This window comes from Brevundimonas sp. (assembly GCF_051858995.1).
Taxonomy (GTDB): Bacteria; Pseudomonadota; Alphaproteobacteria; order Caulobacterales; family Caulobacteraceae; genus Brevundimonas.
Genome location: NZ_JBHYGN010000009.1, coordinates 58425 through 84121, shown reverse-complemented (window position 1 = coordinate 84121; position 25697 = coordinate 58425). Strand labels below are relative to the sequence as shown.

At 68.8% G+C, this 25697-nt stretch carries 24 protein-coding genes; 6 read left to right on the top strand and 18 right to left on the bottom strand.

Features of this window, described 5'->3' with window-relative positions:
• Positions 1–58 precede the first annotated feature (58 nt).
• The gene (gene trxB / locus ACTIEF_RS09985) at positions 59–1069 is read left to right on the top strand and encodes a thioredoxin-disulfide reductase (RefSeq protein ID WP_439471985.1); all 1011 of its coding nucleotides are present in this window, start codon (positions 59–61) and stop codon (positions 1067–1069) included.
• A gap of 80 nt (positions 1070–1149) precedes the next feature.
• On the opposite strand, the gene ACTIEF_RS09980 is transcribed toward trxB, so the two are convergent.
• The 4 genes from ACTIEF_RS09980 to ACTIEF_RS09965 form a co-directional block, all read right to left on the bottom strand.
• A complete protein-coding gene (locus tag ACTIEF_RS09980) occupies positions 1150–1557 on the bottom strand; it encodes a response regulator (protein ID WP_439471984.1) in 408 nt (135 codons plus the stop codon).
• A gap of 99 nt (positions 1558–1656) precedes the next feature.
• Positions 1657–3201, bottom strand: coding sequence for a sensor histidine kinase (locus ACTIEF_RS09975; protein WP_439471983.1), 1545 nt, complete (start codon positions 3199–3201; stop codon positions 1657–1659).
• An 87-nt stretch (positions 3202–3288) separates the two neighbouring features.
• Positions 3289–4461: a cell wall hydrolase gene (locus tag ACTIEF_RS09970; protein WP_439471982.1), complete on the bottom strand. Its 1173-nt coding sequence runs from the start codon at positions 4459–4461 to the stop codon at positions 3289–3291.
• 124 nt (positions 4462–4585) lie between these two features.
• Positions 4586–5065 (bottom strand): Dps family protein, encoded by a 480-nt coding sequence (locus ACTIEF_RS09965; RefSeq protein WP_439471981.1) that lies wholly within the window; start codon positions 5063–5065, stop codon positions 4586–4588.
• Between the two features lie 290 nt (positions 5066–5355).
• Here ACTIEF_RS09965 and ACTIEF_RS09960 point away from each other — a divergent pair, with 290 nt between their 5' ends.
• Positions 5356–8895, top strand: coding sequence for a PAS domain S-box protein (locus ACTIEF_RS09960; RefSeq protein WP_439471980.1), 3540 nt, complete (start codon positions 5356–5358; stop codon positions 8893–8895).
• A 55-nt stretch (positions 8896–8950) separates the two neighbouring features.
• Here ACTIEF_RS09960 and ACTIEF_RS09955 read toward each other — a convergent pair whose 3' ends face one another.
• Both ACTIEF_RS09955 and ACTIEF_RS09950 read right to left on the bottom strand, forming a co-directional pair.
• The gene (locus ACTIEF_RS09955; protein WP_439471979.1) at positions 8951–9313 is read right to left on the bottom strand and encodes a DUF6481 family protein; all 363 of its coding nucleotides are present in this window, start codon (positions 9311–9313) and stop codon (positions 8951–8953) included.
• A gap of 148 nt (positions 9314–9461) precedes the next feature.
• Positions 9462–9647 carry a hypothetical protein gene (locus ACTIEF_RS09950; RefSeq protein WP_439471978.1) on the bottom strand — a complete coding sequence of 62 codons (186 nt, stop codon included), beginning with the start codon at positions 9645–9647 and terminating at the stop codon, positions 9462–9464.
• A gap of 489 nt (positions 9648–10136) precedes the next feature.
• Here ACTIEF_RS09950 and ACTIEF_RS09945 point away from each other — a divergent pair, with 489 nt between their 5' ends.
• Entirely contained in the window at positions 10137–11174 is a 1038-nt protein-coding gene (locus ACTIEF_RS09945; protein ID WP_439471977.1) for a cell wall hydrolase, read from the top strand.
• 4 nt (positions 11175–11178) lie between these two features.
• Here ACTIEF_RS09945 and ACTIEF_RS09940 read toward each other — a convergent pair whose 3' ends face one another.
• The 9 genes from ACTIEF_RS09940 to ACTIEF_RS09900 all read right to left on the bottom strand — a co-directional run bounded on the left by ACTIEF_RS09940 (position 11179) and on the right by ACTIEF_RS09900 (position 18805).
• The gene (locus ACTIEF_RS09940; RefSeq protein WP_439471976.1) at positions 11179–11394 is read right to left on the bottom strand and encodes a hypothetical protein; all 216 of its coding nucleotides are present in this window, start codon (positions 11392–11394) and stop codon (positions 11179–11181) included.
• A gap of 76 nt (positions 11395–11470) precedes the next feature.
• Positions 11471–12316: a carboxylating nicotinate-nucleotide diphosphorylase gene (gene nadC, locus ACTIEF_RS09935; protein ID WP_439471975.1), complete on the bottom strand. Its 846-nt coding sequence runs from the start codon at positions 12314–12316 to the stop codon at positions 11471–11473.
• 5 nt (positions 12317–12321) lie between these two features.
• Positions 12322–13830, bottom strand: a complete 1509-nt coding sequence (locus ACTIEF_RS09930; protein ID WP_439471974.1) for an L-aspartate oxidase — start codon at positions 13828–13830, stop codon at positions 12322–12324.
• Positions 13827–14690: a metalloprotease gene (locus ACTIEF_RS09925; protein ID WP_439471973.1), complete on the bottom strand. Its 864-nt coding sequence runs from the start codon at positions 14688–14690 to the stop codon at positions 13827–13829. Before ACTIEF_RS09925 ends, ACTIEF_RS09930 begins: the two co-directional genes overlap by 4 nt.
• Before the next feature lie 115 nt (positions 14691–14805).
• Positions 14806–15006, bottom strand: a complete 201-nt coding sequence (locus tag ACTIEF_RS09920) for a hypothetical protein (RefSeq protein WP_439471972.1) — start codon at positions 15004–15006, stop codon at positions 14806–14808.
• Between the two features lies 1 nt (position 15007).
• Positions 15008–16087: a quinolinate synthase NadA gene (nadA, locus tag ACTIEF_RS09915; protein WP_439471971.1), complete on the bottom strand. Its 1080-nt coding sequence runs from the start codon at positions 16085–16087 to the stop codon at positions 15008–15010.
• A 181-nt stretch (positions 16088–16268) separates the two neighbouring features.
• Positions 16269–17066, bottom strand: coding sequence for a hypothetical protein (locus tag ACTIEF_RS09910; RefSeq protein ID WP_439471970.1), 798 nt, complete (start codon positions 17064–17066; stop codon positions 16269–16271).
• Positions 17067–17199: 133 nt separating this feature from the next.
• Positions 17200–17724, bottom strand: a complete 525-nt coding sequence (locus tag ACTIEF_RS09905) for a methylated-DNA--[protein]-cysteine S-methyltransferase (RefSeq protein ID WP_439471969.1) — start codon at positions 17722–17724, stop codon at positions 17200–17202.
• Complete coding sequence (locus ACTIEF_RS09900) at positions 17705–18805, bottom strand: bifunctional transcriptional activator/DNA repair enzyme AdaA (protein ID WP_439471968.1); 1101 nt, start codon at positions 18803–18805, stop codon at positions 17705–17707. The genes ACTIEF_RS09905 and ACTIEF_RS09900 overlap by 20 nt, the downstream gene beginning before the upstream one ends.
• 186 nt (positions 18806–18991) lie before the next feature.
• Here ACTIEF_RS09900 and ACTIEF_RS09895 point away from each other — a divergent pair, with 186 nt between their 5' ends.
• Positions 18992–19570 (top strand): hypothetical protein, encoded by a 579-nt coding sequence (locus ACTIEF_RS09895; protein ID WP_439471967.1) that lies wholly within the window; start codon positions 18992–18994, stop codon positions 19568–19570.
• 128 nt (positions 19571–19698) lie between these two features.
• Here the strand turns inward: ACTIEF_RS09895 and ACTIEF_RS09890 are convergent, their stop codons facing one another.
• From ACTIEF_RS09890 to ACTIEF_RS09880, 3 genes are all read right to left on the bottom strand, one after another.
• Positions 19699–21474 carry an SLC13 family permease gene (locus ACTIEF_RS09890; RefSeq protein ID WP_439471966.1) on the bottom strand — a complete coding sequence of 592 codons (1776 nt, stop codon included), beginning with the start codon at positions 21472–21474 and terminating at the stop codon, positions 19699–19701.
• A gap of 75 nt (positions 21475–21549) precedes the next feature.
• The gene (locus ACTIEF_RS09885; protein ID WP_439471965.1) at positions 21550–22641 is read right to left on the bottom strand and encodes an HAAS signaling domain-containing protein; all 1092 of its coding nucleotides are present in this window, start codon (positions 22639–22641) and stop codon (positions 21550–21552) included.
• Positions 22642–22667: 26 nt separating this feature from the next.
• The gene (locus ACTIEF_RS09880) at positions 22668–22997 is read right to left on the bottom strand and encodes a PadR family transcriptional regulator (protein WP_439471964.1); all 330 of its coding nucleotides are present in this window, start codon (positions 22995–22997) and stop codon (positions 22668–22670) included.
• Positions 22998–23209: 212 nt separating this feature from the next.
• Between ACTIEF_RS09880 and ACTIEF_RS09875 the strand changes: the two genes are divergently transcribed.
• Both ACTIEF_RS09875 and ACTIEF_RS09870 read left to right on the top strand, forming a co-directional pair.
• Entirely contained in the window at positions 23210–24463 is a 1254-nt protein-coding gene (locus tag ACTIEF_RS09875; RefSeq protein WP_439471963.1) for a GTP cyclohydrolase II, read from the top strand.
• Entirely contained in the window at positions 24450–25688 is a 1239-nt protein-coding gene (locus tag ACTIEF_RS09870) for a URC4/urg3 family protein (RefSeq protein ID WP_439471962.1), read from the top strand. The genes ACTIEF_RS09875 and ACTIEF_RS09870 overlap by 14 nt, the downstream gene beginning before the upstream one ends.
• The last annotated feature ends 9 nt before the right edge of the window (positions 25689–25697 follow it).

The following is a 25697-nucleotide window of genomic DNA, read 5'->3' as shown; positions in this document are numbered from 1 at the left end:
GTGACTGCGGCGTCAGCCTACCATCGCAGAATCTGAAATCAGCGCCTAAATAGGCGCCATGAGCACTCTTCGTACTGTCCGCGTCGCCATCATCGGTTCCGGCCCCGCCGGCTGGACCGCCGCCATCTATGCGGCGCGCGCCCTGCTGAACCCGGTCGTCATCGCGGGGCTTCAGCCCGGCGGCCAGTTGACCATCACCACCGATGTCGAGAACTATCCCGGCTTCGCGGATGTGATCCAGGGCCCGTGGCTGATGGAGCAGATGCAGAAGCAGGCCGAGCACGTCGGCACCGAGGTCATCCACGACATCGTGGTCAAGGCCGACCTGTCGAAGCGGCCCTTCCATCTGACGCTGGATTCGGGCGCCGAGATGCTGGCCGAGACGGTGATCATCTCGACCGGCGCCCAGGCCAAGTGGCTGGGTCTGGAGAGCGAGGCCAAATATCAGGGCTTCGGCGTTTCGGCCTGCGCGACCTGCGACGGCTTCTTCTATCGAGAGAAGGACGTGATCGTGGTCGGCGGCGGCAACACCGCCGTGGAAGAGGCGCTGTTCCTGACCAATTTCGCCCGCAAGGTCACCGTCGTGCACCGCCGCGACGAGTTCCGCGCCGAGAAGATCCTGCAGGACCGCCTGTTCGCCCACCCCAAGGTCGAGGTGGTGTGGAACAACGCCATCGATGAAATCCTGGGCGAGACCAACAGCTTCGGCGGCGTGAACGTCACCGGCGCGCGCCTGAAGAATGTCGAGACGGGCGAGACCCGCGACCTGACCGCCGACGGCGTCTTCATCGCCATCGGCCACGCTCCCTCGTCGGAGCTGTTCGCCGGTCAGCTGGAGACCAAACAGGGCGGCTATCTGGTCGTGAAACCCGGCACCGCCGCCACCGCTATCGAGGGCGTCTGGGCCGCCGGCGACGTGACCGATGACATCTACCGTCAGGCCGTCACCGCTGCGGGCATGGGCTGTATGGCGGCGCTGGAAGCGGTCCGCTTCCTCGCCGAAGAAGACCACGCCAAGGCCCACCACCCGATCTCGCACAAGGAAGCGGAGAAGATCGGGGTCTGGTGATTTCGAGAGATTAGGGAATAGGGATTGGGGATTAGGTGATGGATCAGCGGCCCCTGCCCTCTAATCCCTAATCCCCAGGCTCAGCCAAACAACTGCAGCCCCGGCGGGGCGTATTCGATGGGCTGGCCCGTGCGGCGGCGCAGGGCGTAGTCGACCGCCGTCTGGACGGCGCGCTCATCGGCGGGCTTGGACAGCACGCCGATGGTGCCCGCCACGCCGTTGCGCACCATGCCGGGGTTGGCGGTCATGAACAGGACGGAGACGCCCAGCTCCTGCCCCAGTTCCCGGCCCAGATCGACGCCGGTGGCGCCGTCGGACAGGTGGATGTCCACCAACGCCAGATCAACTTCCGTTTCACGCACGAGATTGCGCGCCGTCCGGGCGTCCGCGGCGGTGCCCACGACTTCATGGCCGAGGTCCTCCAGCACGTAGCGGAGTTCCATGGCGACGAGAGCTTCGTCTTCAATGATGAGGATACGGGCAGTCATGGGAGGCGCGGGGAGCGGGGTCTTTCAATCAGGCGTACATGTGAGGGACATGTACCGGGTGAACGCATAATCGGACTGCAGGTTTCGCGCCAATGTCTGTTACCGAACACCGAGCGCCGCCCGGCGTCTAGACAGGGCGGTGGCGGGGAGATCCGCGACGACCCGCAAACCATCTTTGTCCCATTTTCGTTCCAGCCGTCCGCCCAACTGTCCCTCGACGGACAGGGTGGCGAGCGATGAACCGAAGCCGGTGTGCTCAGGGGGACCGGCGATGGCCGGACCGCCCTGCTCCCTCCACGTCAGGATAAAGCGCGCGCCCTCGTTGCGGGTCTCAAGATCGACATAGCCGCCCTCGGCCGACAGGGCGCCGTATTTGGCGGCGTTGGTGGCCAGTTCGTGGAACAGCAGGGCCACCGAAGTCGCCGCCTGATCGTCGAAACTGGCGTCGTCGCCGGTGAGACGCACGCGATGCGCCCCGTCCGGCCCGGCGTAGGCCCTGAACAGGTCGGCGAGGAAGGCGTGCAGTGTCATGCTGCCCACCGTCGGACGCGAGGTCTCGGTGTGGGGCCGCACGAACTCATGGGCGCGGGCCAGGGCGTTGATCCGCGTCCGCACCGAGGCGGCGAAGCCCTTGGCTTCCGGAAACTGGCGCGCCGACAGGGCGATCAGGGCCGAGACCACGGCGAAGATGTTCTTGATGCGGTGGCTGAGCTCCTGGCTGAGCAGTTCCTTGGACTGCTCCATCCGCTTCAGGTCGTCGATGTCGGTGCAGGTCCCAAACCAGCGGGTGATCTCGCCCGCCTCGTTGCGGATCGGCATGGCCCGGCCCAGCGTCCAGCGATAGACTCCCGAGCGGTGCCGCAGTCGGTATTCGATCTCATAGGGCTCGCCCGTCGCCAGCGAGTGGCGCCAGCGCGACCAGGCCCGCGCCTGGTCTTCGGGGTGGAACATGTCGTTCCAGCCCTCGCCGTCCGTCGACCCCAGCGGGACGCCGGTGAACTCGTACCAACGGGCGTTGTAGTAGTCGTGGAAGCCGTCCGGCAGGGTCGACCAGACCATCTGCGGCATGGAGTCGGCGATGGCGTCGAACTTGGCCTCGCTCTCGGCCAGCTGGTCGTCCGCCCGTTCCCGGCCAGAGCGGGCGCGGCGCAGCTCCATCAGAGTCACGACCTGATGGGCCATAACGCCCAGCGCGTGGGCTTGAAGCTCCGTGAGGCCCTCGGGCCGGGGCTTGCTGTCGATCACGCAGAGCGAGCCCAGCGGCTGCCCTTCCGGACTGACCAGAGGGGCGCCGGCGTAGAAGCGGATGAAGGGCGCGCCGGTGACCAAGGCGTTGTCGGCGAAACGGGGATCGAGGGTGGCGTCCGGCACCACCATAATGCCGTCGCCGCGCATGGCATGGTCGCAGAAGGAGACGTCGCGGGCGGTCTGATCGGCGTCCAGCCCGACGCGGGCCTTGAACCACTGCTCGTCCTCGGCGACCAGGCTGATCAGGGCGATGGGCGTCTCACACAGGCGAGCGGCCAGCCCGACCAGTTCGTCATAGGCGGACTCCGGCGGCGTATGCAGGACGCCGTAGGCGCGCAGGGCGGCGATGCGTTCGCGTTCCGCCGCGCTGGTCAGTCCGATCTCGGTATGGGGCACGCCTTGGCCTCAAGCGGCGCCCTGCGCCCGTGGGTCAGACTCTAATGCGAAGCGGCGCGTGACGTTGCAATACCGAAGGCGAGGATTTCACGAGCCGGGGCGACCGACTTCCTCGACCGCCATGGGCGTGACGCCCGGCGCCGGGGGCGCGGAGGCGGTCGGCGCGGGCGCGGCCGGCGTTTCGAAAGCGGCCAGACGCTGGTTGATCGCGGCGATGTCCTGGGCCGTGGCCTGACGGCGTCCGCCCAGCGAGGTGACGCCGACGACGCGGGTCTGGCCGTTGATCTCGACCGTCTGCATCGCGCTGCGGCCGTTGGCGGCGGCCAGGGCCAGGGCGGCGTCGGCCTCGGCCACCGTGGTGGTCTCGGGGATCTGGATGCGGGGCCGGGCGAAGCGGGCCTCGTCGATCAGGGGCTCACGCCCGGAATAGGTCTGACGGAAGGCCGACGGCTCGCCGTAGACGCCCTTCCAGCGATAGAAGATGTGCGCCCCGATCTGGGTCAGCTTGTTCAGCGTCGGCGCCCACCACGGGTGGACGTAGTCGGCGTGATAGTGGGTCGCCGTGCCCACACGCTGCGAGACATGGCCGGCCAGCGCCTTCTCGGCCACCTTGCGGGCGCGCTCCCACGCCCAGGCGACCGGGGTCTGGCTCAGGGCCCCGTCGCAGGTGAAGCTGAACTGGCAGCCGGTCACCCGCTCCGCGCCCTCGAAGACGACGCCGCAGACCGTGTTGGCGTAGTTCGGATCGCGCACCCGGTTCAGGATGACCTGGGCGACGGCTTCCTGCCCTTCGGTGGGCTCGAGCGCCGCCTCATAGTAGATCGCCTGGGTCAGGCAGCGCTGGGCCCGGCGGCGGTCCTCGGCGGTGGCCGGGCGGAAGTCGAAGGGCTGGGCGGCGCGCAGCAGACCCGCGGCCGCCGGGGTGGCGGCGTTCAGGCGCAGGGCGTCCAGACCAGTCTCGCCGAAGGCCAGGGTCGGCTTGCCCGCCAGCGTCAGGCTCTCCCAGCCCGGCGTCAGGCCATACAGGGCCGCCTTGCGCAGCGACGGGTCGAAGCGTTCGGCCAGCGCCACCTGCGACGGGGTCATCCGCCGCGCGATGGCCGCCAGCCCCTTGTCCGACAGGTCGCCGCCGGTCAGGCGACGCACCGCCTCGACGCGCTGGTCGATTTCAGGACGGGGGGTCGAGGACGCGGCCATGGCCACCCCGAACGCCGCCACGACGACGGGCGCGGCGGTCAGCAACCGCCGCGTCGCCTTCATCAGCGATGTCCAGGTCGTCCTGTCCAACGTCCGTCTCCAAAGCGTCCGGTCCACCGACCGGAGCAAGGGTCATGCCCCCGAAGGGCGGCGCTTTTCAGGCCGAAAAGCGCCGGTTGGTCAATCCTTATCGTCCGCCGAGGGTCGAACGCAGCATCCAGGCGAACTTCTCGTGGGCGGCCAGACGCTGGGTCAGCAGGTCGGCCGAAGCCTCGTCGCCGGCCTTGTCCGCGACCTCGAACGCCTTGCGGGCGGTGGCGATCAGGGTGTCGTGATCGGCCAGTAGTTCCTTGAGCATGGGGATGGCGTCCTTCTCCGGGTCGCCGTCCTTGATCGAGGTCAGGTTGCCGAAGCCCGAAAAGCTTTGCGGGGCCAGCACGCCCAGGGCGCGGATGCGCTCGGCGATGTCGTCCAGCGCGGTCCAGATGTCGCGGTACTGCTGTTCCAGCAGGTTGTGGAAGCTGAAAAACTCCGGCCCGCGGACGTTCCAATGGTAGCCGTGCGTCTTCAGGTAGACGGCGAAGCTGTCGGCCAGAACCTTGGTCAACTCCTCGGCGACGTCGTTGCGTTCGGTTTTGCTGAGGCCGGTATCGATGGTCACGGTCATGGGGAGGTCCTGAAAGAGAGGCTGTCGTTTGGCGACACAGTTAGGAAGCCATACCACTTCGGCCAAGCCCGCCGAACGGAAAGCTTGACCATAAGAAGGGATATAGGCGGTGACCGGGAACGCCTTTAACGGGATAGCGTTGCAGTCTAACGCGCGGACATAAGCATACGCGCAGGGGAATTTGGGGCTTGGGGGCGGACAGGTTCTTAAGACAGCTCGCGCTGGCGCAGACGGGGCGGCCTGGACAGGCCCTCCTGACCGGCCTGCTGTGTGGCGCGATCGCCCTGGCTGTGCGCGCTTCGCTGCAGTGGCTATTCGGTGAATTGACCGGCCTGAGCATCCTCATCCCCGCCGTCCTGATCGCGGCCCTGTGGGGCGGCCAGATCGCCGGCTTCGCCTCCATCGTGGTCTGCACCATCGGCGCCGTGGCGATGACCCAGTTCCTGCCCGGGGCGCAGGACAGCAACCTGCGGACCCTGTCCATCGGCGTCGGCAGCTTCATTTTCGTGGGGGTGTTCGGGACGATCCTGGGCGCCTCGCTGCGCTCGACCCTGCGAAATCTGGACGAGACGGTGCGCCGACTGCGGGCCTCGGACAGCCTGGTCGGCGAGACGACTTCCGAACTGAAGGCCATGTTCGAACAGGCCTCCGCCGGGATCGCCCGGGTGGACCTGAAGGGCAAGGTGGTCAGCGGCAACGCCCGGTTCGCTGAAATCCTGGGCCTGACGCCGGATCAGGCCATCGGCATCACCACTGGCGACGTCACCCATCCGGACGACATCGCGCCGACGCGCGAGGCGCTGGCGGCGGCGCAGGCGGGGCGTGAAGGCTCGATCGAGAAGCGTTACATCCGCCCGGATGGCTCCGTGGTCTGGGCCCTGACCAGCCTGCGTATCCTGAACTCCGCGGACCACGGGCCGATGGGCTATATCGCCGTCGTCGTCGACATCACCGCCGCCAAGGCCGCCGAGGCCGCCCTGCGCGAAAGCGAGGAGCGCTTCCGCCTGATGGCCGACACCGCGCCCTCGCCGGTGTGGATGACCAACGCCCACGCCGAGGTCGAATTCGTCAATAAGGCGCTGGTCGAATTCTATGGCCGCCCCGCCGACCGCATCCTGGGCTCGGTCTGGCGCCAGAGCCTGCATCCCGATGACTTGCCGGACGTCGAGGCCGTCATGGCGATGGCCCGGCCCGGCCATCACCCCTACGGCTTCGAGGCGCGGTTCACCCGCTACGACGACGCGTGGCGCTGGATGCGGGTGGCGGTCAATCCGCGCTTCGACGCGGACGGGACCTTCCTCGGCTATGTCGGCATGTCGTTTGACATCACCGAGACCCGCGACGCCATCCATGCGCTGGAGATGCAGGAGCGTCGCCAGAGCTTCCTGCTGGGCTTGACCGACCGACTGCGCGACCTGGCCACGCCCGACGACATCATGGCCGAGGTCGAGCGCTCGCTGGGCGCCGAACTGGGCGCCGACCGCGTCGGTTATGGCGAGGTGGACCAGGAGCGCGGCGTCGTCTCCATGAGCCGCGACTGGACCGCCGGGATGGTCAGCGCCCAGGGTCAGTTCAGCCTGAACGAGCTGGGCGCCGACCTGATCAGGGATCTGGCCGAAGGACGGCTGATCCGCATCGCCGACGTGCATGAGGACGACCGGACCCGCGACGCCTTGGGGGTGTTCGAACGGCTGGGCACCCGCGCCCTGATGCGGGCGCCGGTCATCCGGGGCGGGCGGCTGCGCGCCTTCCTGTATGCGCACAACGCCACCACCCGCGAATGGACCGACGCCGAGACCGAGCTGCTGCAGGACGTGGCGGGCCGGACATGGACGGAGATCGAGCGCGCCCGGGCCGAGGGCGCCGTGCGCGAGAGCGAGGAGCGGTTCCGCGCCATCGCCGACACCGCGCCGGTGCTGATCTGGGTAACCGGTCAGGACCGCGTCCGCGAGTTCGTCAACCAGGCCTATGTCGCCTACAACGGCGGGACCTATGAGGACGCCCGCCTCGCCGACTGGCGCGCCGTCATCCACCTGGATGACCACGAGCGGATCATCCATGAGTCGATCGCGGGCGAGGCCACCGGCCAGCCCTTCTCGATGGAGGCCCGCTATCTGCGCCACGACGGCGAGTACCGCTGGCTGAAGTCCTTCTCGCGCCCGCGTCTGGACGCCGACGGCGGAGTGATCGGCTTCGTGGGCGTGGCGTTTGACGTCACCGACATCCGCGAGGCCCAGGCGCGGCTGATGGAATCCGAGACCCGCTTCCGCACCATCGCAGACAGCGCGCCCGCCCAGATGTGGATGACCGATGAAACCGGTGCGGTCGTCTTCGCCAACAAGCGCTACCGGACCTTCTTCAACGTCCGGCGGGAGGAGGATCTTCAGGCGAACTGGATGGCGACCATGTCGTCCAACGGGCTGCAGGACTTCTACTCCAGCTTCCTGAGCACACTAGAGAAGCGGGACCGCTATGAGAACGTCATGGAGGTCATCCACCCGCAGTTGGGCCGTCGCTGGCTGCGCTGCGAAGGCATTCCCCGCTTCGACGGCGCGGGCGCCTTCCAGGGCTATGTCGGCGCCAATATCGATGTCACCGAGGCCCGGCAGGCCGAGGACGACCTCAAGCGGATCAACGAACTGCTGGAAGAGCGCGTCAGCGAGGCGCTGGCCGAGAAGGCCAAGGCCGAGGCCGACCTGATGCACGCCCAGCGGATGGAGGCGGTCGGCCGCCTGACCGGCGGGGTGGCGCACGACTTCAACAACCTGCTGACCGTGGTCATCGGCGCGCTGGACATGATGCTGCGCTCGCCCGACGACGCCGCCCGCCAGAAGAAGCTGGGCGAGGCCGCCCTGGCCGCCGCCCGCCGGGGCGAGGGGCTGACCCACCAGTTGCTGGCCTTCTCGCGCCGTCAGGCCCTGCGTCCCGAGCCGCTGGACCTGAACGGCCTGATCCGCGAGAGCGAGCCCCTGCTGCGTCGCGCGGTCGGAGAAGCGGTCGAGTTCAAGCTGAAGCTGCGGCGCGGCGGGGCGCGGGTGAACGTCGACCCGTCCCAGTTCGAGGCGGCTCTCCTGAATCTGGTGGTCAACGCCCGCGACGCCCTGGGCGACAAGGGCGGCAAGATCACCGTCCAGACGCTGAGCTGCACCGTCCAAGCGGGCGAGGTGCCGGAGCTCGCCGCGGGCGACTATGTCTGCGTGACCGTGTCGGACAACGGTTCGGGCATCGATCCGGAGGTCCTGACCCGCGTCTTCGAGCCCTTTTTCACCACCAAGGCCATCGGCAAGGGCACCGGTCTGGGCCTGAGCCAGGTCTATGGCTTCGCTCGGCAGTCGGGCGGCGGGGTCCGCATCGCCTCCACCCTGGGCCGGGGCACGGAAATCCGCCTGTACCTGCCGCCTCAGGACCGGCTGGGCGAGACGGAGACGACCGGACGGGACACGTCACCCTACCCTCAGGTCGCGGCCCGCCGCATCCTGCTGGTCGAGGACGACGCCGGGGTGGCCGCCATCGCCCTGGACCTGCTGACGGCCATGGGCATGGACGTGGCCTCCGCCGACACAGCGCCGCGCGCGCTGGAGATGCTGCGCGTCGAACGCTTCGACCTGATGCTGAGCGATGTGGTGATGCCCGGCGGCATGACCGGGATCGAACTGGCGCGGGTCTGCGCGACCGAATGGCCGGACATGCGGATCGTCCTGACCTCGGGCTATGCCGGCGAGGATGTGGACGAGGCGCTATCGGACGCCCCATGGCCGTTCCTGCGCAAGCCCTATTCAGGCGAGCAGTTGGCCGAAATTCTGGGTCAGGTTCCCGCCGGAGCGGAATGACGTCCGCAACCGCCGGGGCTCGAAGCGCCCGGCGATCGCGGAGATCGTCAGAAGCTTAGCGCTGACGCGCCTTGCGGGCGGCGTAGCGAGCGTCGCGCGCGGCCTTCTGTTCTTCCTTGGACAGTTGCTTGCGCTCCTTGCGGGCGGCGCGTTTCTCGGCGTCCACGGCTTCCTGGGCGGCCATCAGCTCGGCCTGACGGGCGGCTTCCTTGTCAGCCTTCTCGCGGCGCAGCTCGGCCTTGGCCAGTTCGTGCTGCTGGCGCTGGGCTTCCTTCTCGGCGGCGCGCTTCTCGGCGAGCTTTTCGAATTCGGGGTCAGGCGCGGCGGCCTTGGGCTTGAACTTGGCGAGGAGGGCCGCCTTGGCGTCCTTCTGGGCGGAGATGCGGTCGTTGAAGCCGGTTTGTTTCAGATCTCTCATGCGAGGAGTCGTCGTATCCTTGTTGGATTGTCAGATGCGCGTACGCCGGAGCGAGCGTGGCTCAGCCCCGGGCGGGTCCGCTAACCCCATATAGGGTCAAAAAGCAAGGTTTGGAGGGCGCGCGGATGCACGCCCTCGCTCAGGTGTGTCAGTTGGGGCGCTGGGCGTGACCCACGGCGGTGCCGGCCGCACCGCCGACCGCGGCCCCGACTGGTCCGGCCACGACGGCCCCGGCGACCGCGCCCGTGGCGGCCTTCTGTTCAATGGTGTGCCCGCAGGCGGCGGCCCCCGCGGCGAGGGCGGCGACGGCGAATACGGTGGCGATACGGCGCATGATGGTTCTCCTGTTCGCCTCATCAAACGTCAGCGTCGCCGTGACGGTTCCACCCTGTAACCGGAAGTCGCACCCCGCCCGCTCAACCCCCGCGATAACAGAGGAGGGCCGTGAAAGAGACTACGGCGGACAACGCGCGCGAGCGAAAAGGATGACCGAGCGAAGACAAATACAGTCATGGCCATATTAACTGGCCGCACATTCTCTGGATTAATCGACCTTAACTGCACGGTTTCACAACCACCATCACGCGATGTTGCAGCGCACACGAATCTTGCGAATCAACCACATTGGCGCCACAAACGGCTGGCTTAAGGCGCGTCCTCCGAAGCCCGGCCCGTTCGCCGAACATCGGAACTGCTGCAGTCGGACCGCGATCCCGCATCGCCCGACGGCGAGACTACCCGGGGGCGGCACTGCGCCCTGCCGAATAGGACTGAGCCTTTGTCGAACTCCTCGCAGACGCGTGCGAACCCTCGCGCCGAGCATGTGGCCAAGATCCGGCCTGGCACGGCGGCGGCGATGTTCGGCGCTCTGGTGGGATTGGCGGTCGGCGGCGCCTATCTGGGCGGCGCGGCGGCCAAGGCTTCGACCGTGCAGGCCCAAGCTGAACGCATTGAGGGCGCGACCTCCGCAGGCTTCACCGAGGAAGCGCTGGCCGCCGCGGCCGGCGGTCTCGACAACAGCGCGCTGGCCATCGCCCGCCGCCACGACCCCTACACCGTCGCCGGACCGACCCAGCGCGACCGTCAGGCCGAGCTGCTGACGGCCCGTCTGGAACAGCTGCGCGGCGACGCCCCGATCCGCACCGAAGGCCTGCGTCAGGTCAATCTGTCCGCCCCTGTCGCGGCGCAGCCCTTCCGCCTGGGCGGTGCGCTGGAAGCCTCGCGCGACCTCGATTGCCTGACCCAGGCCGTCTATTATGAAGCGCGCGGCGAAGGCCGCGACGGCATGCGCGCCGTGGCCCAGGTGGTCCTGAACCGCGTGCGCCACCCTGCCTTCCCCAAGAGCGTCTGCGGCGTCGTCTTCCAGGGCGCGGGCCGTCGGACCGGCTGCCAGTTCAGCTTCACCTGCGACGGCTCGATGCGCGGCCGCGTCAACCGCGCCGCCTGGGATCGCGCCCGCGCCGTGGCCTCGTCGGCGCTGTCGGGTTCGGTCTATGGCAACGTCGGCAACGCCACCCACTTCCACACCACCGGCGTCTCACCCCAGTGGCGCAACAGCCTGATCCGCGTCAGCCAGGTCGGCGATCACCTGTTCTACCGCTTCGGCGGTCGCTCGGGCTCCAGCGCCGCCTTCAGCTATGCCGCCCGCCGCTCGACCGATGCGGACCAGCCGCAGATCGTTCAGGCCAGCCTCGACCCGACCGGTCCGGCCCGTGAAGTCGGCGCCGTGGCCTACAGCCTGTTGATCGCGCAGGAAGCCCGCGCGGGCCAACAGGCTGAGACAGCCGCCCCTTCGACGGGTCCGGCCCCGTCGGCTGCGATCACCGCCGCGCCCAAGCGCGAGGCCGCTCCCGCCGCCTGAGGCGTCAGCGCTGCTGCACCTTCCAGTGCGTGGTCATGTTCTGGCGCAGATTGCCGAACCGGCCTTGGGTCTCAAGATTGACGTCCGCATCACCCGGCTGACCGGACTGCGCGCCGGTGCCCAGATCGCGCCGGTCGGCGTGCATGGCCTCATCCAGCGGCTTCCCGCCCCGATCGGAAAAGCTGCGTTGTTCCTTCGGGATTTTGGGGGCGTGGCTCATCTGAAGTCTCCTTCCGTGTCTGGAAGAAAACCATCCCGGCGCGGGGTCGTTCCGGAACGCCGTTCGCCTCCGCCTATCAGATCGCGTCGAGGCCGATGTCCAGCGACGCCGCCGAATGGGTCAGGGCGCCGACGGAAATCACGTCCACGCCAGTCTCGGCGATGGCCCGCACAGTCTCCAGGTTCACCCCGCCCGAGGCCTCCAGGGTCACAGCGCCCGAGACGCGCGACACCGCGTCGCGAAGGTCGGCCAAGCTGAAGTTGTCCAGCATGATGACGTCGGGCCGTTCGGTCAGGGCCTCGTCCAGCTGATCCAGCCCGTCGACTTCGACCTCGACCTTCATCAGGTGACCGGCCGCCGCCCTGGCCCGGCGTACGGCCTCGCCCACGCCGCCGCAGACGGCCACGTGGTTGTCCTTGATCAGGATGGCGTCATCCAGGCCGAAGCGATGGTTCAGCCCGCCGCCGCACAGCACCGCGTGCTTCTCCAGCGCGCGCAGGCCGGGGGTAGTCTTGCGGGTGTCGGCGATGCGGGCGCCCGTCCCCTCGACCGCGTCGACATAGGCGCGGGTCAGGGTGGCGATGCCGCACAGGCGACCCAGCAGGTTCAGCGCCGTCCGCTCGGCCGACAGGAAGGCGCGGGCGTCGGCCTTGACCTCGGCCAGCACGGTCCCGGCCTCGAAGGCCTCGCCGTCGCGCAGCTTCAGATCGACCGAGGCCCTGGGGTCCATCGCCAGCACCGCCAGTCGCACGCAGTCGATCCCGGCCAGAACGCCCGGCTTGCGCGCGGCGAAGACCGCCCGCATGCGCGCGCCTTCAGGGATGCAGGCCTTGGCGGTGACGTCGCCCGCGCGGCCCAGATCCTCGGCCAGGGCCAGACGGACCACGGGCTCGATCAGCAGATCAGGCAGGGTCGGGATCATGCGGCTCATTCTGCAGCGAGGGCGACCGCGGGATCGCGGCGCAGGCGCGTATGTCGCGGACCGGCGTCCGTGTCGGGATAGTCCGAGCGATAGTGGCCGCCCCGGCTTTCGCGACGCTCCAGCGCCGCTCCGGCGATCAGGCGGGCGGCCAGCACCGGCAGGGCGCCGCGCGCCTCCTGCTCCAGCCGCTCCATCAGGGCCAGGGCGCGGGTCAGGCCAGCGGCGTCGCGCACCACGCCGACATTGTCGCTCATGGTTACACGCAAGGCCGTCAGGGCCTCGGGCGTCAGGTCCGGGGCGATGGCGGGCTTGAGGGTCTCGCCCTCCCCGCCCGTCTCGGCGCCCGCCGCGCGACCGGTGCGCCGTCCGAAGGCGGCCGCTTCCAGCAGGGAGTTGGAGGCCAGACGGTTGGCGCCGTGCACGCCGGTCGCCGCGCATTCGCCGACGGCGAACAGACCCGGCAGACTGGTGCGTCCGTCCAGTCCGGCTGCGATCCCGCCCATGTGATAGTGGGCGCCCGGCGCCACCGGGATCGGCGTCTCGCGCGGGTCCAGACCAGCGCGCATGCAGGCGGCGAAGACCGCCGGAAACTCTTCGGGGAAGTGGGCGCCAACCGCCGCACGCGCGTCCAGATAGGCGCCCCGACCTTCGGCGCGGGCCTGATGCACCGCGCGGGCGACGATGTCGCGGGCCTTCAGATCAGCGTCCGGCTCGACGCCCAGCAGGAAGTCGCCACGGGCGTCGATCAGGCGCGCGCCCTCGCCACGGAGGGCCTCGGTGGCCAGGGGCATGGGGTCCACGCCGACGTCGATCGCGGTCGGGTGAAACTGGACGAACTCGGGATCGAGGATTTCCGCGCCCGCCAGATACGCCAGCGCCATGCCCTCGCCCAGCAGGGCCGCCGGCGTGGTGGTGCGGGCATAGAGGCCGCCCGCGCCGCCCGTGGCCAGCACGACAGCGGGGGCCAAGACCTCGGTCAGGCGGCCGTCGCGCTCGATCACCGCGCCGCGCACACGGCCCGAGGCGTCCTGCACCAGGGCGCGCAGGCGACCGTTCTCCCAGACCTGAATGTGCGGAGCAGCGCGCACCGACGCGACCAGGGCCGACAGGATGGCGCGACCCGCGCCGTCGCCGCCGACCCGGGCCACCCGGGCCTTCGAGTGCGCGGCCTCAAGGCTGACGGCGAAGCCGCCGTTGTCGTCGCGGTCAAAGGGTGCGCCCAGCGAGGCCAGCCACTCGACCGTCTGTTTGCCGTCGTCTGTCAGGGCGCGGGCGACCGCCAGATCGACCAGTCCGGCCCCGGCGGCGGCGGTGTCCGCCGCATGCAGGTCAGCGCCGTCTTCCGACGACAGGGCCGCCGCCACGCCGCCCTGCGCCCAGGCCGAGGAGCAGGCCTGCAGCAGGGGCGCGGGCGTCACCACCAGCGTCGGGCGCGGACCGGCCTCGAGCGCGGCGGACAGACCCGCCAGCCCGCCACCGATGATCAGCGGTCCGTCGTGGCGGATGCGATTCATCGACCGATCCCGAACAGGCCCACGCCGTGCCCGGCCGCGTTCGACAGCGTCTCGGCGCCCGGCAGAATGCCCAGAAGGCCGACGCCCACGCAGGCGCCCGCGGTCAGCACGAACAGGGCGGTGGACTTGAACGCCTCGCCGACCGTCAGGCGACGGCCTTCGGGGCGCCAGTCGCCGCGCTTCAGATAGCTGAACAGGGCGATGCCGAGGAACAGGGCGAACAGCCAGCTGCCGTTGGACACGCCCCACAGGACCGCCAGACCGCCGATCACCACCAGCACCGCCTTCTCGAGCAGCGGGTGAATCTTGGCCAGCACCGGTCCCAGCGCGCGCGAGCCGTCGAGCATCGGCGCGGGCAACAGGTTCAGCAGATTGATGAAGGCGATGGCGATCACACAGGCCAGCCAGATGCCCTGTCCGCTAAAGGCGTACAGGCCAAAGAAGGGGATCGTCGCCAGCAGGCCGAAAGCCGGGCCGGCCAGGGCGACCAGCACCCCGTGCCACTCGCTCGCCGCCGGACGTTGGCCGATGGCCGCGCCGCCGAAGAAGGGCACGACGAAGATGCGCGCGGGGCCCATGCCCAACCTGTTCATCGCCAGCATGTGGCCGACCTCATGCACCAGCACGCCGAACAGGATGGCCGCGACGATCTCGAAGCTGCGCGTCCAATAGTAGATCAGCCCGCCCAACAGCAGGGTCGACACGATCGCCCAGCCGGGGCTTTGCCCCTGCACGACCGGATGCGCCGAGGTCGAGGGCATCGGGCCGTGACGGACAGGCGTCGGCTGCGCCGCGACGGCGGCGTTTTCAGGACGGGGATCCCAGGGACCGGGACGGCGGGGGGTGTCGGTGTCGCTCATGCCCGCGACGTGGCCCTTTCCGTCCTCAGCCACAAGACCAGTACGGCGAGAAGCCGCAGGGTCTTCCGGTCGACACCGGCGACCACCCGGGCGGGCGGGACGTAGTGCATGTCGCTCAGTCCAGATGGTGTGCGCGCGCCTCGGCGGGGTTGGCCCGCGACAGCGCCTCACGCGTCAGATTCTTCGGCACGCCCCGGCGCGCCAGGATTTCATAGACCCGCCGCAGATCCGTGACCGGGCGATAGGCGAACCAGCGCTGCTGCGCGCGCCAGATCAGGATCAGATAGCCAAACGGAACGCGCCAAACCCGAACCACGTCAGATCAACTCCACAGCCACGTGATGCCGCGCCTTGATCAGGTCGTACCGCGCGGGAATCGCGGGCGGCGGCAGGTCGATCATACGCTGTACGGCCAAGCTTGCACGTTCGATCATGTCGTCTGGAACCGTGACCTCGAACTGCATGTGCAAAAGGCAGTCGCGGATGTTCTCAAGCGTGATCCGCTTCATGTGCGGGCACAGGTTGCAGGGGCCGATGAACTGCACGCCCGGTACGTCGCCGGCGACGTTCGAGGCCATGCTGCACTCGGTGATCATCACCACCTGCTTCGGCTTGCGGGCCTCGACATAGTCGGTCATCGCCGCCGTCGAACCGGCGAAGTCCGCCGCCGCCAGCACCTCTTCCGGGCACTCCGGGTGCGCCAGGATCTCCGCGCCCGGATAGGCGGCGCGCATATCGGCGATGTCGTCGGCGGTGAAGCGCTCGTGCACCTCGCATCGCCCCTTCCAGGCGATGATGCCGACCGTCGTCTGGGCCGCGACGTTGCGCGCCAGATATTCGTCGGGGATCAGGATGACGCGGTCGACGCCCCACTCCTTCGCCGCCCATTCGACGACCTGCACGGCGTTGGCGCTGGTGCAGCAGATGTCCGTCTCGGCCTTCACATCGGCGGTCGTGTTCACATAGGTGACCACCGGCAGACCGGGGTAGCGCTGCTTGATCAGTCGCACATCGGCGCCCGTGATCGAGCTGGCCAGCGAGCAGCCTGCGCGCAGGTCGGGGATCAGCACCGTCTTGTCCGGGCTGAGGATCTTCGAGGTCTCGGCCATGAAGTGCACGCCCGCCTGGACGATCACCCTGGCCTTCGACTTGGCGGCTTCCTTGGCCAGACCCAGGCTGTCGCCGACATAGTCGCCAACGCCGTGGAAGATTTCCGGGGTCATGTAGTTGTGCGCCAGGATCACCGCGTCGCGCTCGCGCTTCAGCTGGTTGATCTCATGGATCAGTTGAGCCTGCGCCGGCCACTCCAGCGGCGTGACGTGGTCCTTGACCTTGGCCCACACCGGAGCCGTTTCCAGCTCCAGCTCCTTCGACAGCCCGAATGCGCCGTCAGCCATTTCGCTCACCCTTTCCAGACCCCTTTTGCTCGATCTGAGCAAATCGGAAAGCTGAAGAACGGCGGACCAACCTGGGAGCTGTCCGCCGACTTATGCTCACTTTCAGCATAAGCAGATGCAATCTAGGCCCATGGCCGGGGATTGCAAGCCCCCGGCCTATCCGTAGAACACCGTACCGGGACTATCGCGGGAGGGTCGTGAACTCCACGATGACCCGCATGCCGTTGATGTGGGCCACCTTGCCCTCGTTGTCGGCGGCGCTGGATCCTCCGAGGGGGTAGACCTCATTGCCCTCGTGGAACCGGATCATCTGCAGCACATCACGCTCGCGCGCACTGGCCGCATGGTCCGCCCGGCAGTCACGCAGGTGCATGTCGCGGACGATGCAGGAGACGGCGTCTTCAGCCGGCGGAGGCGTCAGCGGCGCTTCCGGGCGCGGTGTGGTCGCGCGGGGCGCCTGCCGGGTGCTCCGCGGCGCGCGCGGACGCGACGGGATGTCGTCCGGGTCGATCAGGCTGATGCTCGCCAACGCCAGCGCATCGCGATCATCCTCGGTCGCCCAGCCACAGGCGGTGAGCACGCGATCCAGATTGGCGGACTGGGTCGGCAGGTCGAATCCGACCCGAACGGCGGACGCCCCCTCGCCTCCGCGCAGCACATACTGGCCGCCGCCCTTCATGAACCGCACATCGCGGCCCGGCGACTCGGAGCGGAATGCGCCCGGCGCGCCGGCTGGCTGCCAGGTCTGCGACGACGCGCGGCCATCGGCGCGCGTGGCGCGCAGCGAGAGCGGCGCCTCGCTCGCGGGCAGGCCGGTCAGCACGGCGGTCAAACCGCCCTGGCGACACTGGACCACGATCATCTGACCTGCATCGTACCGCGCTGCGGCGACCCAGATCTGCCGCGCCGCGTCCTCCTGGTATTCCCAGTCATCGTCCTGCGCGACAGCCGTCGTCGCGAGCCCGAGTCCGACCGCCATGGCCAGCCCGGCATAAAGCTCCGCCCTCATACCCAAAAACCCCTAAAAACAGCCCGCGCGCAGTGACACGCAGTCCGGGGGAATCGTCAAGCGCCGGAGACGCCGTCGGCTGGCGATGACAGTGGAAGACCAGTCAGGCCACCGCGACGCCCTCATGCGCCAGCAGCCAGCGCTTGCGCTCCAGTCCGCCCGCATAGCCCGTCAGGGTCCCGTTCGCCCCGATCACCCGGTGGCAAGGCACGATCACCGCGATGGGGTTCTGGCCGTTGGCCAGTCCCGCCGCCCGCACCGCCTTGGGTGAGCCGATGGCCGTCGCCAGTTGGCCGTAGGTGCGCGTCTCGCCCGCCGGAATCGCCCGCAGCGCCGCCCAGACGGCTTTCTGGAAGTCGGTGCCGCCAGTCTTCACCGGCAGGGCGTCCAGCGCCCGGACATCGCCGCTGAAATAGGCCAGCACCGCCGTTCGCACCGCCTCCGGCCCTCGCCCCTCGACCAGCGCCGCGTCCGGATTGTGCCGCGCCAGCAGCCGGTGCATCCGGTCCTCATAGCCGGCGAAGTCCAGCGCCCGCACCGCGCCCCCGGGCCCGGTGATCAGCAGCACCTCGCCCACCGGCGTCGCCACGCGATCCAGCGTCAGGGTTTCAGGCGGCATGGGCATCATCTCGCTCCATCAGGTCAGCGGCGCCCACTCCGGCCACGGCCAGATGCAGCGCTCCATAAGCCCGCCACGGACGCCAGCGTTCGGCGCGCGCGGTCAGGCGGTCATCCTTCAATCGGTCGTTGGGCGGCTCGGCGGCGCCATCGATCCAGTGGCCCGGCAATCTCAGCCCCGGCCGCGCCGCCACCAGCGGCCTCAGCACCGGGTCGGCGGAGAGATCGCGCGCGATGGCGTCCGGGTCCGCCGACAGGTCGAACACCCGTCGCACCCGCGCCAGTACGCCCGGCAAAGCCTTCAGCTCCGTCGTCTCGACAAAGACCGACACCCGCCCCGGCTCGCCCGGCTCGACCGAGACCGCGCCTTCCGCCCCGTCGATCTCGCGGGTCAGGGCGCGCGACCACCGCCGCCCCTCGACCACATCCCCCCGCGCCGCCAACGCCCCGAGCATGGCGCCCCAGTCATAAGGCGGCGCATAGGGCAGGCTCAGCACCACCCCGCCCTCGTGCGCCCGCTCGCCACGACGGCGCAGGGCCGAGGGCGGCCGCTCGTACAGGGCCTGAAACGTCTCGTTGAACCGCCGCACGCTGCCGAAGCCGGACGCCAGCGCCACCTGCGCCATCGACAGGTCGGTCTGGTGGATCAGGGCTTTGGCCAGCAGCACCCGCCGCGTCTGCGCCACGCTGACCGGCGCGGCGCCCAGATGCTGGCGGAACAGGCGGCGCAGGTGCCGCTCGCCCACGCCCAGCCGCCCGGCCAGCGCATCGACATCGTCTTCATCCAGAGCCCCCGCCTCAATCAGGGCCAGCGCCCGGCTGACCGTATTCGACGTCCCCCGCCATGCGCCCATATCGGGCGCCGTCTCTGGCCGACAGCGCAAACAGGCCCGAAATCCCACCTCCTCGGCCGCCGCCGCCGAGGCGACGAAGATCATGTTCTCTCTCTTGGGCGTCCGCGCCGGGCAGACCGGACGGCAGTAGATGCCGGTCGTCTTCACACAACCGAAGAACCGCCCGTCAAACCGCGCATCGCGCGTCAGCACGGCGCGATAGCAGGCCTCCTGATCGAGTGCGGCGGGGTTTTCCATGACCGGAAGATAGGCCGGGGCGCGGAAAAACGCTCGCGGTTTTCGGACATGGGTGTGGAACGCACCTCAGGGACGATGGTCACCCCAGCAGAGGTTGGACCTCACGCCGACCTCGACTAACCTTGGGCATATCAGGCTGTCGGAATGTTGGCGGCTCCGGCGTTCCGTCCCGGCAAGGAAAGTGACTTGATCAACCTCCTCATGCGATCAGCCGCCGCTGCCACGGTCAGTTTCGCGATGGGGCTAGCTGGATGTAGCGACGTCGGAGAAGCTCCGGCCACAAACTCCAGACTTCCCACGTTTGTCGACCTGCCGGATTCGCCCCCGGTCGAAATGAGTGGTGCGGTATGGCGAGGCGGGACAGCGGTCACAGCTTACCTCGACCCTGTTCGCCAAGCCGACTCCCGCTGGACGATTGAGGCCATCGCGCCCTTGGGCGAAGCAAGTGGCGAGGTGAATGGCCAGCGGACGGTCGCGTTGACCAATACGTTCGAACTCGACTGCAATGGCCAGCGCTATCGAAAGACAGCGGAGACTTATCTGTCCTCGGAAGCGCGCCCCTTAAGGCGGGCTACTTTCGCGTCGCCGGCTTGGCAGAGCGGCCTCTACCCCGTCTTTCAATGGGTCTGCGGCGAGCAGTCATTGGCCGTTAACGCCACCCGGTTCAGCTCAATGCGAGAGCTTCTGGAAGTCTACGAGCGGACGGGAGTGAAGATCGAGTGGCGCGCATCGGCGCCGACGATCATCCCGCCCAAGGAAAAGTAGTTCATCACTCGGGGCGCCGACCTCCGCAACGAGTGGAAAGTCAACCGTTCGCCCATCGAGAGGGAGGGCTTTCTCTCCAAGCCGCGTCGGGCCGGGATATCCCGAACAGCCGACGGTGCGCGGCCCCGCTACAACGGCCAGAACAGCAGGATCAGCGGCGGCCCCGCGATCAGCACCAGCAGACTCAACGGCGCGCCGAGTCTCGCATAGTCCCCGAACCTGTACCCGCCCGGCCCCATGACCAGCGTATTGCACTGGTGGCCGATGGGGGTGAGGAAGTCACAGGCCGCGCCGACCGCCACCGCCATCAGGAAGGCGTTGGGATTGTACCCCAGCTTGGTCGCCAGACTGGCCCCGATCGGGGCGACGATCAGCACCGTGGCGGCGTTGTTGAGGAAGGGCGTCACGGCCATCGAGGCCAGCATCAGGCCGCCGACCGCCAGCACCCCCGGCAGGCCCGTGAACAGACCGCTCAGGCCCGCCGCGATCAGGTCCGCGCCGCCGGTCTTCTGGATGGCGTCCGAGACCGGGATCAGGGCCGCGATCAGGATCAGCAGGGGTCCGTCCAGAGCGGCGTAGGCCTCGCGCATCTTCAGACCGCCCAGCGCCACGATCACCACCGCCGCGCCGAAGAAGGCGATAGACACGGGGACCACCCCGAAGCCCACCAGGGTCATGGCGACGGCCAGCACCACCGCCGGCAGGAACCGCTTGCGCACGCTGCCCAGACGCACTTCCCGCTCCGCCAGCGGCAGCAGGTCCAGCGCCTGCAGCGCGGTCGGCAGGCCCGCCTCCCCGCCTTGCAGCAGGATGACGTCGCCCGCCTGTAGCCGGGCCGAGCGCAGCTTCTGGGTCAGTTCATAGCCGCTGCGCGACACGCCGATCAGGTTGACGCCGTACTGGCCGTACAGGTCCGCCGCACGCACCGACTGGCCTGACAGGGGCGAGTTGCGGCCGATCACCGCCTCGATCACCTGCACCTCGTCGGTGGGCTGCTCCAGCGCCACCGGGCGGTCCTCGCGGACCAGTTGCAGCCGGCTGACCGCGAAGAAGGCCTCCAGCGCCGAGGGCCCGCCCTCGATCAGCAGCACATCGCCGGGCAGGACCTTGTGATTGCCGCGGGGATTGGCCGTCCGCTTGCTGTTCCGGATCAGGGCCAGGATGCGCACGTCGCCGTCGCCCATGGCGGTCAGGGCCTTGATCGTCGGGGTGGCGCAGGTCCAGCCCTCCGGCGCCCGCGCCTCGGTCGCGTAGCCGTTGGCCGCCAGCGCTTCGCCCAGCCCGACCGCGCCCTTGCGATCCTTGGGCAGCAGGCGATAGGCGAAGGCCAGGAAGATCAGGGCGATGCCGGTCAGCACCAGACCGACCGGCGCATAGTCATACATGCCGAACGGCTGGCCCAGCAGGTCCGCGCGCACCTCGGCCACGATTATGTTGGGAGCCGTGCCGACCAGGGTCACCATCCCGCCCGCCATGGCGCCGAAGGCCATGGGCATCAGGATGCGGGACGGAGCGCTGCCGGTCTTGCGGCTGACCTGCAGGGCCACCGGCATCATGATCGCTAGCGCCCCGACGTTCTTGGTCACCATCGACAGCAGGGTCACCGCCACGGTCAGCACCGGCGTCTGGCTGCGCTCGGTCTTCAGCAGGGGCAGGACCCGCTTCAACGCCATCTCGACAATGCCCGAGCGGGCGAAGGCCGCGCTGACCACAAGGGCCGCGGCGATGATCACCGTCACATCATTGCGGAAGCCGTCGAACGCCGCCTCGGCCGGGATCACCCCGATGGCCAGCCCCAGCACCAGCGCGCCCAGGGCGATCAGGTCGTAGCGGAACCGTCCCCAGATGAAGGCGATGATGGTCAGTCCCACCAGCCCGAAGGCCAGTCCCTGCTGCAACGTCACGCCTGCCCCATCAACGAAAAGCCCCGGCGGCACGGTCGCCGCCGGGGCCTAACGCCCGAGGTTTGAAATCGCTGCCTAGTTGCGTTTGTCCTGACCGGTGGCCAGTCGGGTCAGGGAGGCGAAGACCTTGCACACCGCGACGATGAAACCGAAGGCGACGCACAGCATCAGGATCGAGGGCGCCGGCCACCAGCCGCTCTCGATCATGAGTCTGACCCGGTCGACGAAGGCCTCGATGGTCGGGACGAAGATGACCTTCGACATCGGCGACCAGAGCCACAGCCAGACAAACAGGGCCGCTTCCGCCCCGCCGAAGGCCACGTCCCCCAGAGCGGTGAAGCGCACGTTGCGCGGCTGGGCCGCACGCGCCAGATCGAAGGCGATCCGCGCCAGCCCGAAGACGATGACCGGCCAGTACAGCAGGGTGTGAATCTCGCCCAGCATCCGGCCATAGTCGACGCCGCCGACCACCGAGCCGAGGGTTTCCGGCGTCGTGTGCGTGATCGGCAGCCAGCCGACCCACCACAGCAGGACGACGGTCCAGCCCACGGCGCTGCCGGCGGCGCGCATCATCGGCGAGGTCTGGCCGCCGTTGCGCGGCTTCGCCTTCACCGACCAGTCGCCCTCGCTCAGGCCGCGCGACACGGTCTCGGCATTCAGCCCGCCGCCGAACTCGAACAGGCCCAGATCCTTGACCCGCCATTCGCGCAGGAAGCGGGGCTTCTCCTTCTGACGCTCGATGATGAAGCCCGCGATGGTGGCGAAGCCGACCACCATGATCGCGCTCTGGAAGATGCTGTGGAACGCCTGCCCGATGGCGCGGCCCACTTCCACGTCGCCGACCAGAACCCGGGCGACGAAGCCGATGGCGGTGAGGGCGGCGATGGCGATCACCCCGACCTTCACGGCGAACATCCACCAGGGAAACAACTCGGGTCCGACCACATGCTGCGGCCCCGAGCCATAGCGGGCGGCGACCGCCAGCGGGTGGCCGATATCGCGCAGGATTTCCTCCTGCTCGGCCTCGGTCAGGGGGCGTCCCAGCGCCTCTTCCTTCTCTTCGTAGCGGCTCAGGATCATGTCGCGCAGCTCGGCGACGATGTCGGCCCGCTGGTCTTGCGGCAGCTGGGCCGCGACGGCGTTCAGATAGCGATCAATCAGGTCCATCAGACTTCCCCTTCAGTCCCGGAATTTCAGAGAATCTTGTCGAGCGAGGCGTTGATGCCCCGCCACTCGTCGGTCAGGGCGGTCAGCATCGACTCGCCGCCCGGCGACAGGACGTAGAAGCGCTTCTTCCGCTTCTCCTCCTCGCGCCATTCGCTCTGCAGCAGCCCCTGGCTCTCCAGCCGGCGCAGCAGCGGGTAGAGGGTGGATTCCTCCATCTCCAGACCGTCCGCCGCCAGCGCCTGACGCAGGGTGTAGCCGTACCGCTCGGTCCGCAGGCAGGCGAGCACCGCCAGCACCAGAGACCCCCGGCGCAACTCCAGCCGCATGCTTTCGAAAAGTTCGGGATCGAGGCTCACGCCACACCCTCCTGTTGCGTCACATAGTGTGTGACACACAGTGTATGCGACATACTGTGTGAGAGAGTCAAGCGACCCTCGTTACGGGCAACGCCTTTGCTCCGAACCCGAACAAAATTCGAAAGCGGATGAGACTGGACAACCTCCCGTTCCGGGTGTGTCCTGACGAGTCCGGCGCAAGAAAAACAACGAGCCGGATCGAGTGAGGAAACATGACCAATCGTCCGAGCCACATCCGGCTCAACTCCCACCCCGGCGCGGGAACCGCGTCCCGCTTCCCAATCCGCTGGGGCGCACCGACCGCCCGCGAGCGAGGGCCGGTGATCGGCACCGTCAACGCCGGGCCGGACCGCAACGCCATCGGCGCCCACGGCGGAGCCTATTCGGTCTATCGGGCGCTGGCCGTCTCGTCGGGCGCGATGAGCGCCAACAACCGGCCGGACCTGACCAACACCGCCCCGACCACGCCCATGGGGCCGTTCAGCCAGTGGATCGATCCGGCCAAGATCGTCTCGCTGGACCCTTGGGGCGCGCGCGTGGCCGAGGACTTCGCCGCCGAGATCCAGGACGGCGTCGACATCCGCCCGACCATTGCCGTGACCAAGGCCCGACTGCAGCTGGGCGAGATCAACGAGGCCATCGCCGCCGGGCGCATCAAGGTTGACGGGACCGTGGTGCATGAGACGGGCGACGTCGCCGTGACCAAGGCCGCCATCGATCCGGTCTGGTATCTGCCCGGCATCGCCGAACGCTTCGGCGTCACCGAGACGGCCCTGCGCCGCACCTTGTTTGAGCAGACCGGCGGCATGTACGCCGATCTGGTCACCCGGCCCGATATCAAGGTCTTCCTGCCCCCCATCGGCGGCATCACCCTCTATATTTTCGGCGACCCCGCCGCGATCGCCGATCCGGCGCGCCGATTGACCTGCCGGGTGCATGACGAATGCAACGGCTCGGACGTGTTCGGCTCGGACATCTGCACCTGCCGCCCCTATCTGACCCATGGAATCGAGGAGTGCGTGCAGGAGGCCCAGAACGGCGGCGCGGGCCTGATCGTCTATAACCGCAAGGAGGGCCGGGCCCTCGGCGAGGTGACCAAATTCCTCGTCTACAACGCCCGCAAGCGCCAGCCGGGCGGCGATCAGGCCGCCACCTATTTCGAGCGCACCGAATGCGTCGCCGGGGTGCAGGACGCCCGCTTCCAGCAGCTGATGCCCGATGTGCTGCACTGGCTGGGTATCACAAAGATCGACCGCTTCGTCTCCATGTCCAACATGAAGCACGACGCCCTGACCGGCTCGGGCATCGAGATCGGCGAGCGCGTGCCGATACCCGACTATCTGATCCCGCCGGATGCCTCGGTCGAGATGGAGGCCAAGAAGGCCGCCGGCTATTTCACCCCCGAAGGCGCCAAGTCGGCGGACGAACTGACCCGCGTGGTGGGCCGCGACCTTGAGCAGTTCTGAGACGGTGCAGGCACAAGGCCTGCTGACCCCCGCCGCCGTCCGCGAGCGCGCCCATGAGATGCTGGAGATCGGCGTCGCGGGCGGGCTCGACCACTGGCGCGTCGATCTGGACCGACTCCCGGAGACGGCCCGCTATGTGGCCTCCGTCATCCGCGATCAGTACCCGACCCTTGCCGTGCCCTTCCATGCGCGCTGGCGGCATTTCGCCGTCGACGGCATAGACCTGTGGGGGCCGGTGGCGGACAGCCGCGCCTGGCCTGACGCCGCCACCCGCGCGCGGACAGAGTTCGACCTGGCCATCGTCTCGGTGCTGCTGGACGCCGGTTCCGGCCCCGGCTGGCGCTATCAGGACGCGCGCACCGGTCGGACCCTGACCCGCTCCGAAGGTCTGGCCATCGCCTCCCTGCGCATGTTCGAGGCCGGCGCCTTCTCGTCCACGCCGAACGATCCCTGGCGGGTCGACGCGGAGGCGCTCAGCCGTCTGTCCGCCGCCGATCTGGCGAAGGGCTTCCAGGTCTCGGACGCCAACCCACTGGTCGGGCTGGAGGGGCGCGCCGCCCTGCTACGCCGCCTCGGCGACCAATGCCAGACGCGGCCCGACCTGTTCGCCCGTGCCGACACGGCCCGTCCCGGCGGGCTTGCCGATGTGCTGATCTCACAGGCGTCCCACGGCGCCCTGCCCGCCCCCGCCATTCTGGAGCTGCTGCTCGAGGCCTTCGGCCCCGTCTGGCAGGACCGGCTGAGCCTCGGCGGCGTAGACCTCGGCGACTGCTGGAAACATCCGGCCATGACGCGCGACGACGCCACCGACAGCCTCGTACCGATCCACAAACTCTCCCAGTGGCTCAGCTATTCGCTGGTCGAGCCGCTTCAGACCGCGGGCCTGAAGGTAATCGATCTGGATGGCCTGACCGGGCTGGCGGAGTACCGCAACGGCGGCCTGTTCACAGATCTGGGCGTGCTGACGCTCAAGGACCCGGCGGATGCGGACAAGGCGTGGCCGGTCTCCGATCCGCTCGTCGTCGGCTGGCGCGCCATGACCGTCGCCCTGCTGGACAGGATCGCGCCGCTGGTGCGAACTGAGCTGGGGGTCAGCGCGGAGGCCATGCCCCTAGCCAGCGTGCTGGAGGGCGGCACCTGGGCCGCCGGTCGCCGCGCCGCCGCCGAACGCCGACCGGGCGGCGGACCGCCCCTGATCATCCTCTCCGACGGGACCGTATTCTGATGGCCGCTT

Excerpts from the sequence above, each read along its gene's own strand:
- ACTIEF_RS09905 (WP_439471969.1), bottom strand. The coding sequence starts at position 17,724 with ATGATGCCCATGCCGCCTGAAACCCTGACGCTGGATCGCGTGGCGACG.
- ACTIEF_RS09885 (WP_439471965.1), bottom strand. The coding sequence starts at position 22,641 with ATGGACCTGATTGATCGCTATCTGAACGCCGTCGCGGCCCAGCTGCCG.
- trxB (WP_439471985.1), top strand. The coding sequence starts at position 59 with ATGAGCACTCTTCGTACTGTCCGCGTCGCCATCATCGGTTCCGGCCCC.
- ACTIEF_RS09940 (WP_439471976.1), bottom strand. The coding sequence starts at position 11,394 with ATGAGCCACGCCCCCAAAATCCCGAAGGAACAACGCAGCTTTTCCGAT.
- ACTIEF_RS09970 (WP_439471982.1), bottom strand. The coding sequence starts at position 4,461 with ATGAAGGCGACGCGGCGGTTGCTGACCGCCGCGCCCGTCGTCGTGGCG.
- ACTIEF_RS09930 (WP_439471974.1), bottom strand. The coding sequence starts at position 13,830 with ATGAATCGCATCCGCCACGACGGACCGCTGATCATCGGTGGCGGGCTG.
- ACTIEF_RS09900 (WP_439471968.1), bottom strand. The coding sequence starts at position 18,805 with ATGGAAAACCCCGCCGCACTCGATCAGGAGGCCTGCTATCGCGCCGTG.
- ACTIEF_RS09925 (WP_439471973.1), bottom strand. The coding sequence starts at position 14,690 with ATGAGCGACACCGACACCCCCCGCCGTCCCGGTCCCTGGGATCCCCGT.
- ACTIEF_RS09910 (WP_439471970.1), bottom strand. The coding sequence starts at position 17,066 with ATGGCGGTCGGACTCGGGCTCGCGACGACGGCTGTCGCGCAGGACGAT.
- nadA (WP_439471971.1), bottom strand. The coding sequence starts at position 16,087 with ATGGCTGACGGCGCATTCGGGCTGTCGAAGGAGCTGGAGCTGGAAACG.
- ACTIEF_RS09955 (WP_439471979.1), bottom strand. The coding sequence starts at position 9,313 with ATGAGAGATCTGAAACAAACCGGCTTCAACGACCGCATCTCCGCCCAG.
- ACTIEF_RS09950 (WP_439471978.1), bottom strand. The coding sequence starts at position 9,647 with ATGCGCCGTATCGCCACCGTATTCGCCGTCGCCGCCCTCGCCGCGGGG.
- ACTIEF_RS09965 (WP_439471981.1), bottom strand. The coding sequence starts at position 5,065 with ATGACCGTGACCATCGATACCGGCCTCAGCAAAACCGAACGCAACGAC.
- ACTIEF_RS09980 (WP_439471984.1), bottom strand. The coding sequence starts at position 1,557 with ATGACTGCCCGTATCCTCATCATTGAAGACGAAGCTCTCGTCGCCATG.
- nadC (WP_439471975.1), bottom strand. The coding sequence starts at position 12,316 with ATGATCCCGACCCTGCCTGATCTGCTGATCGAGCCCGTGGTCCGTCTG.
- ACTIEF_RS09875 (WP_439471963.1), top strand. The coding sequence starts at position 23,210 with ATGACCAATCGTCCGAGCCACATCCGGCTCAACTCCCACCCCGGCGCG.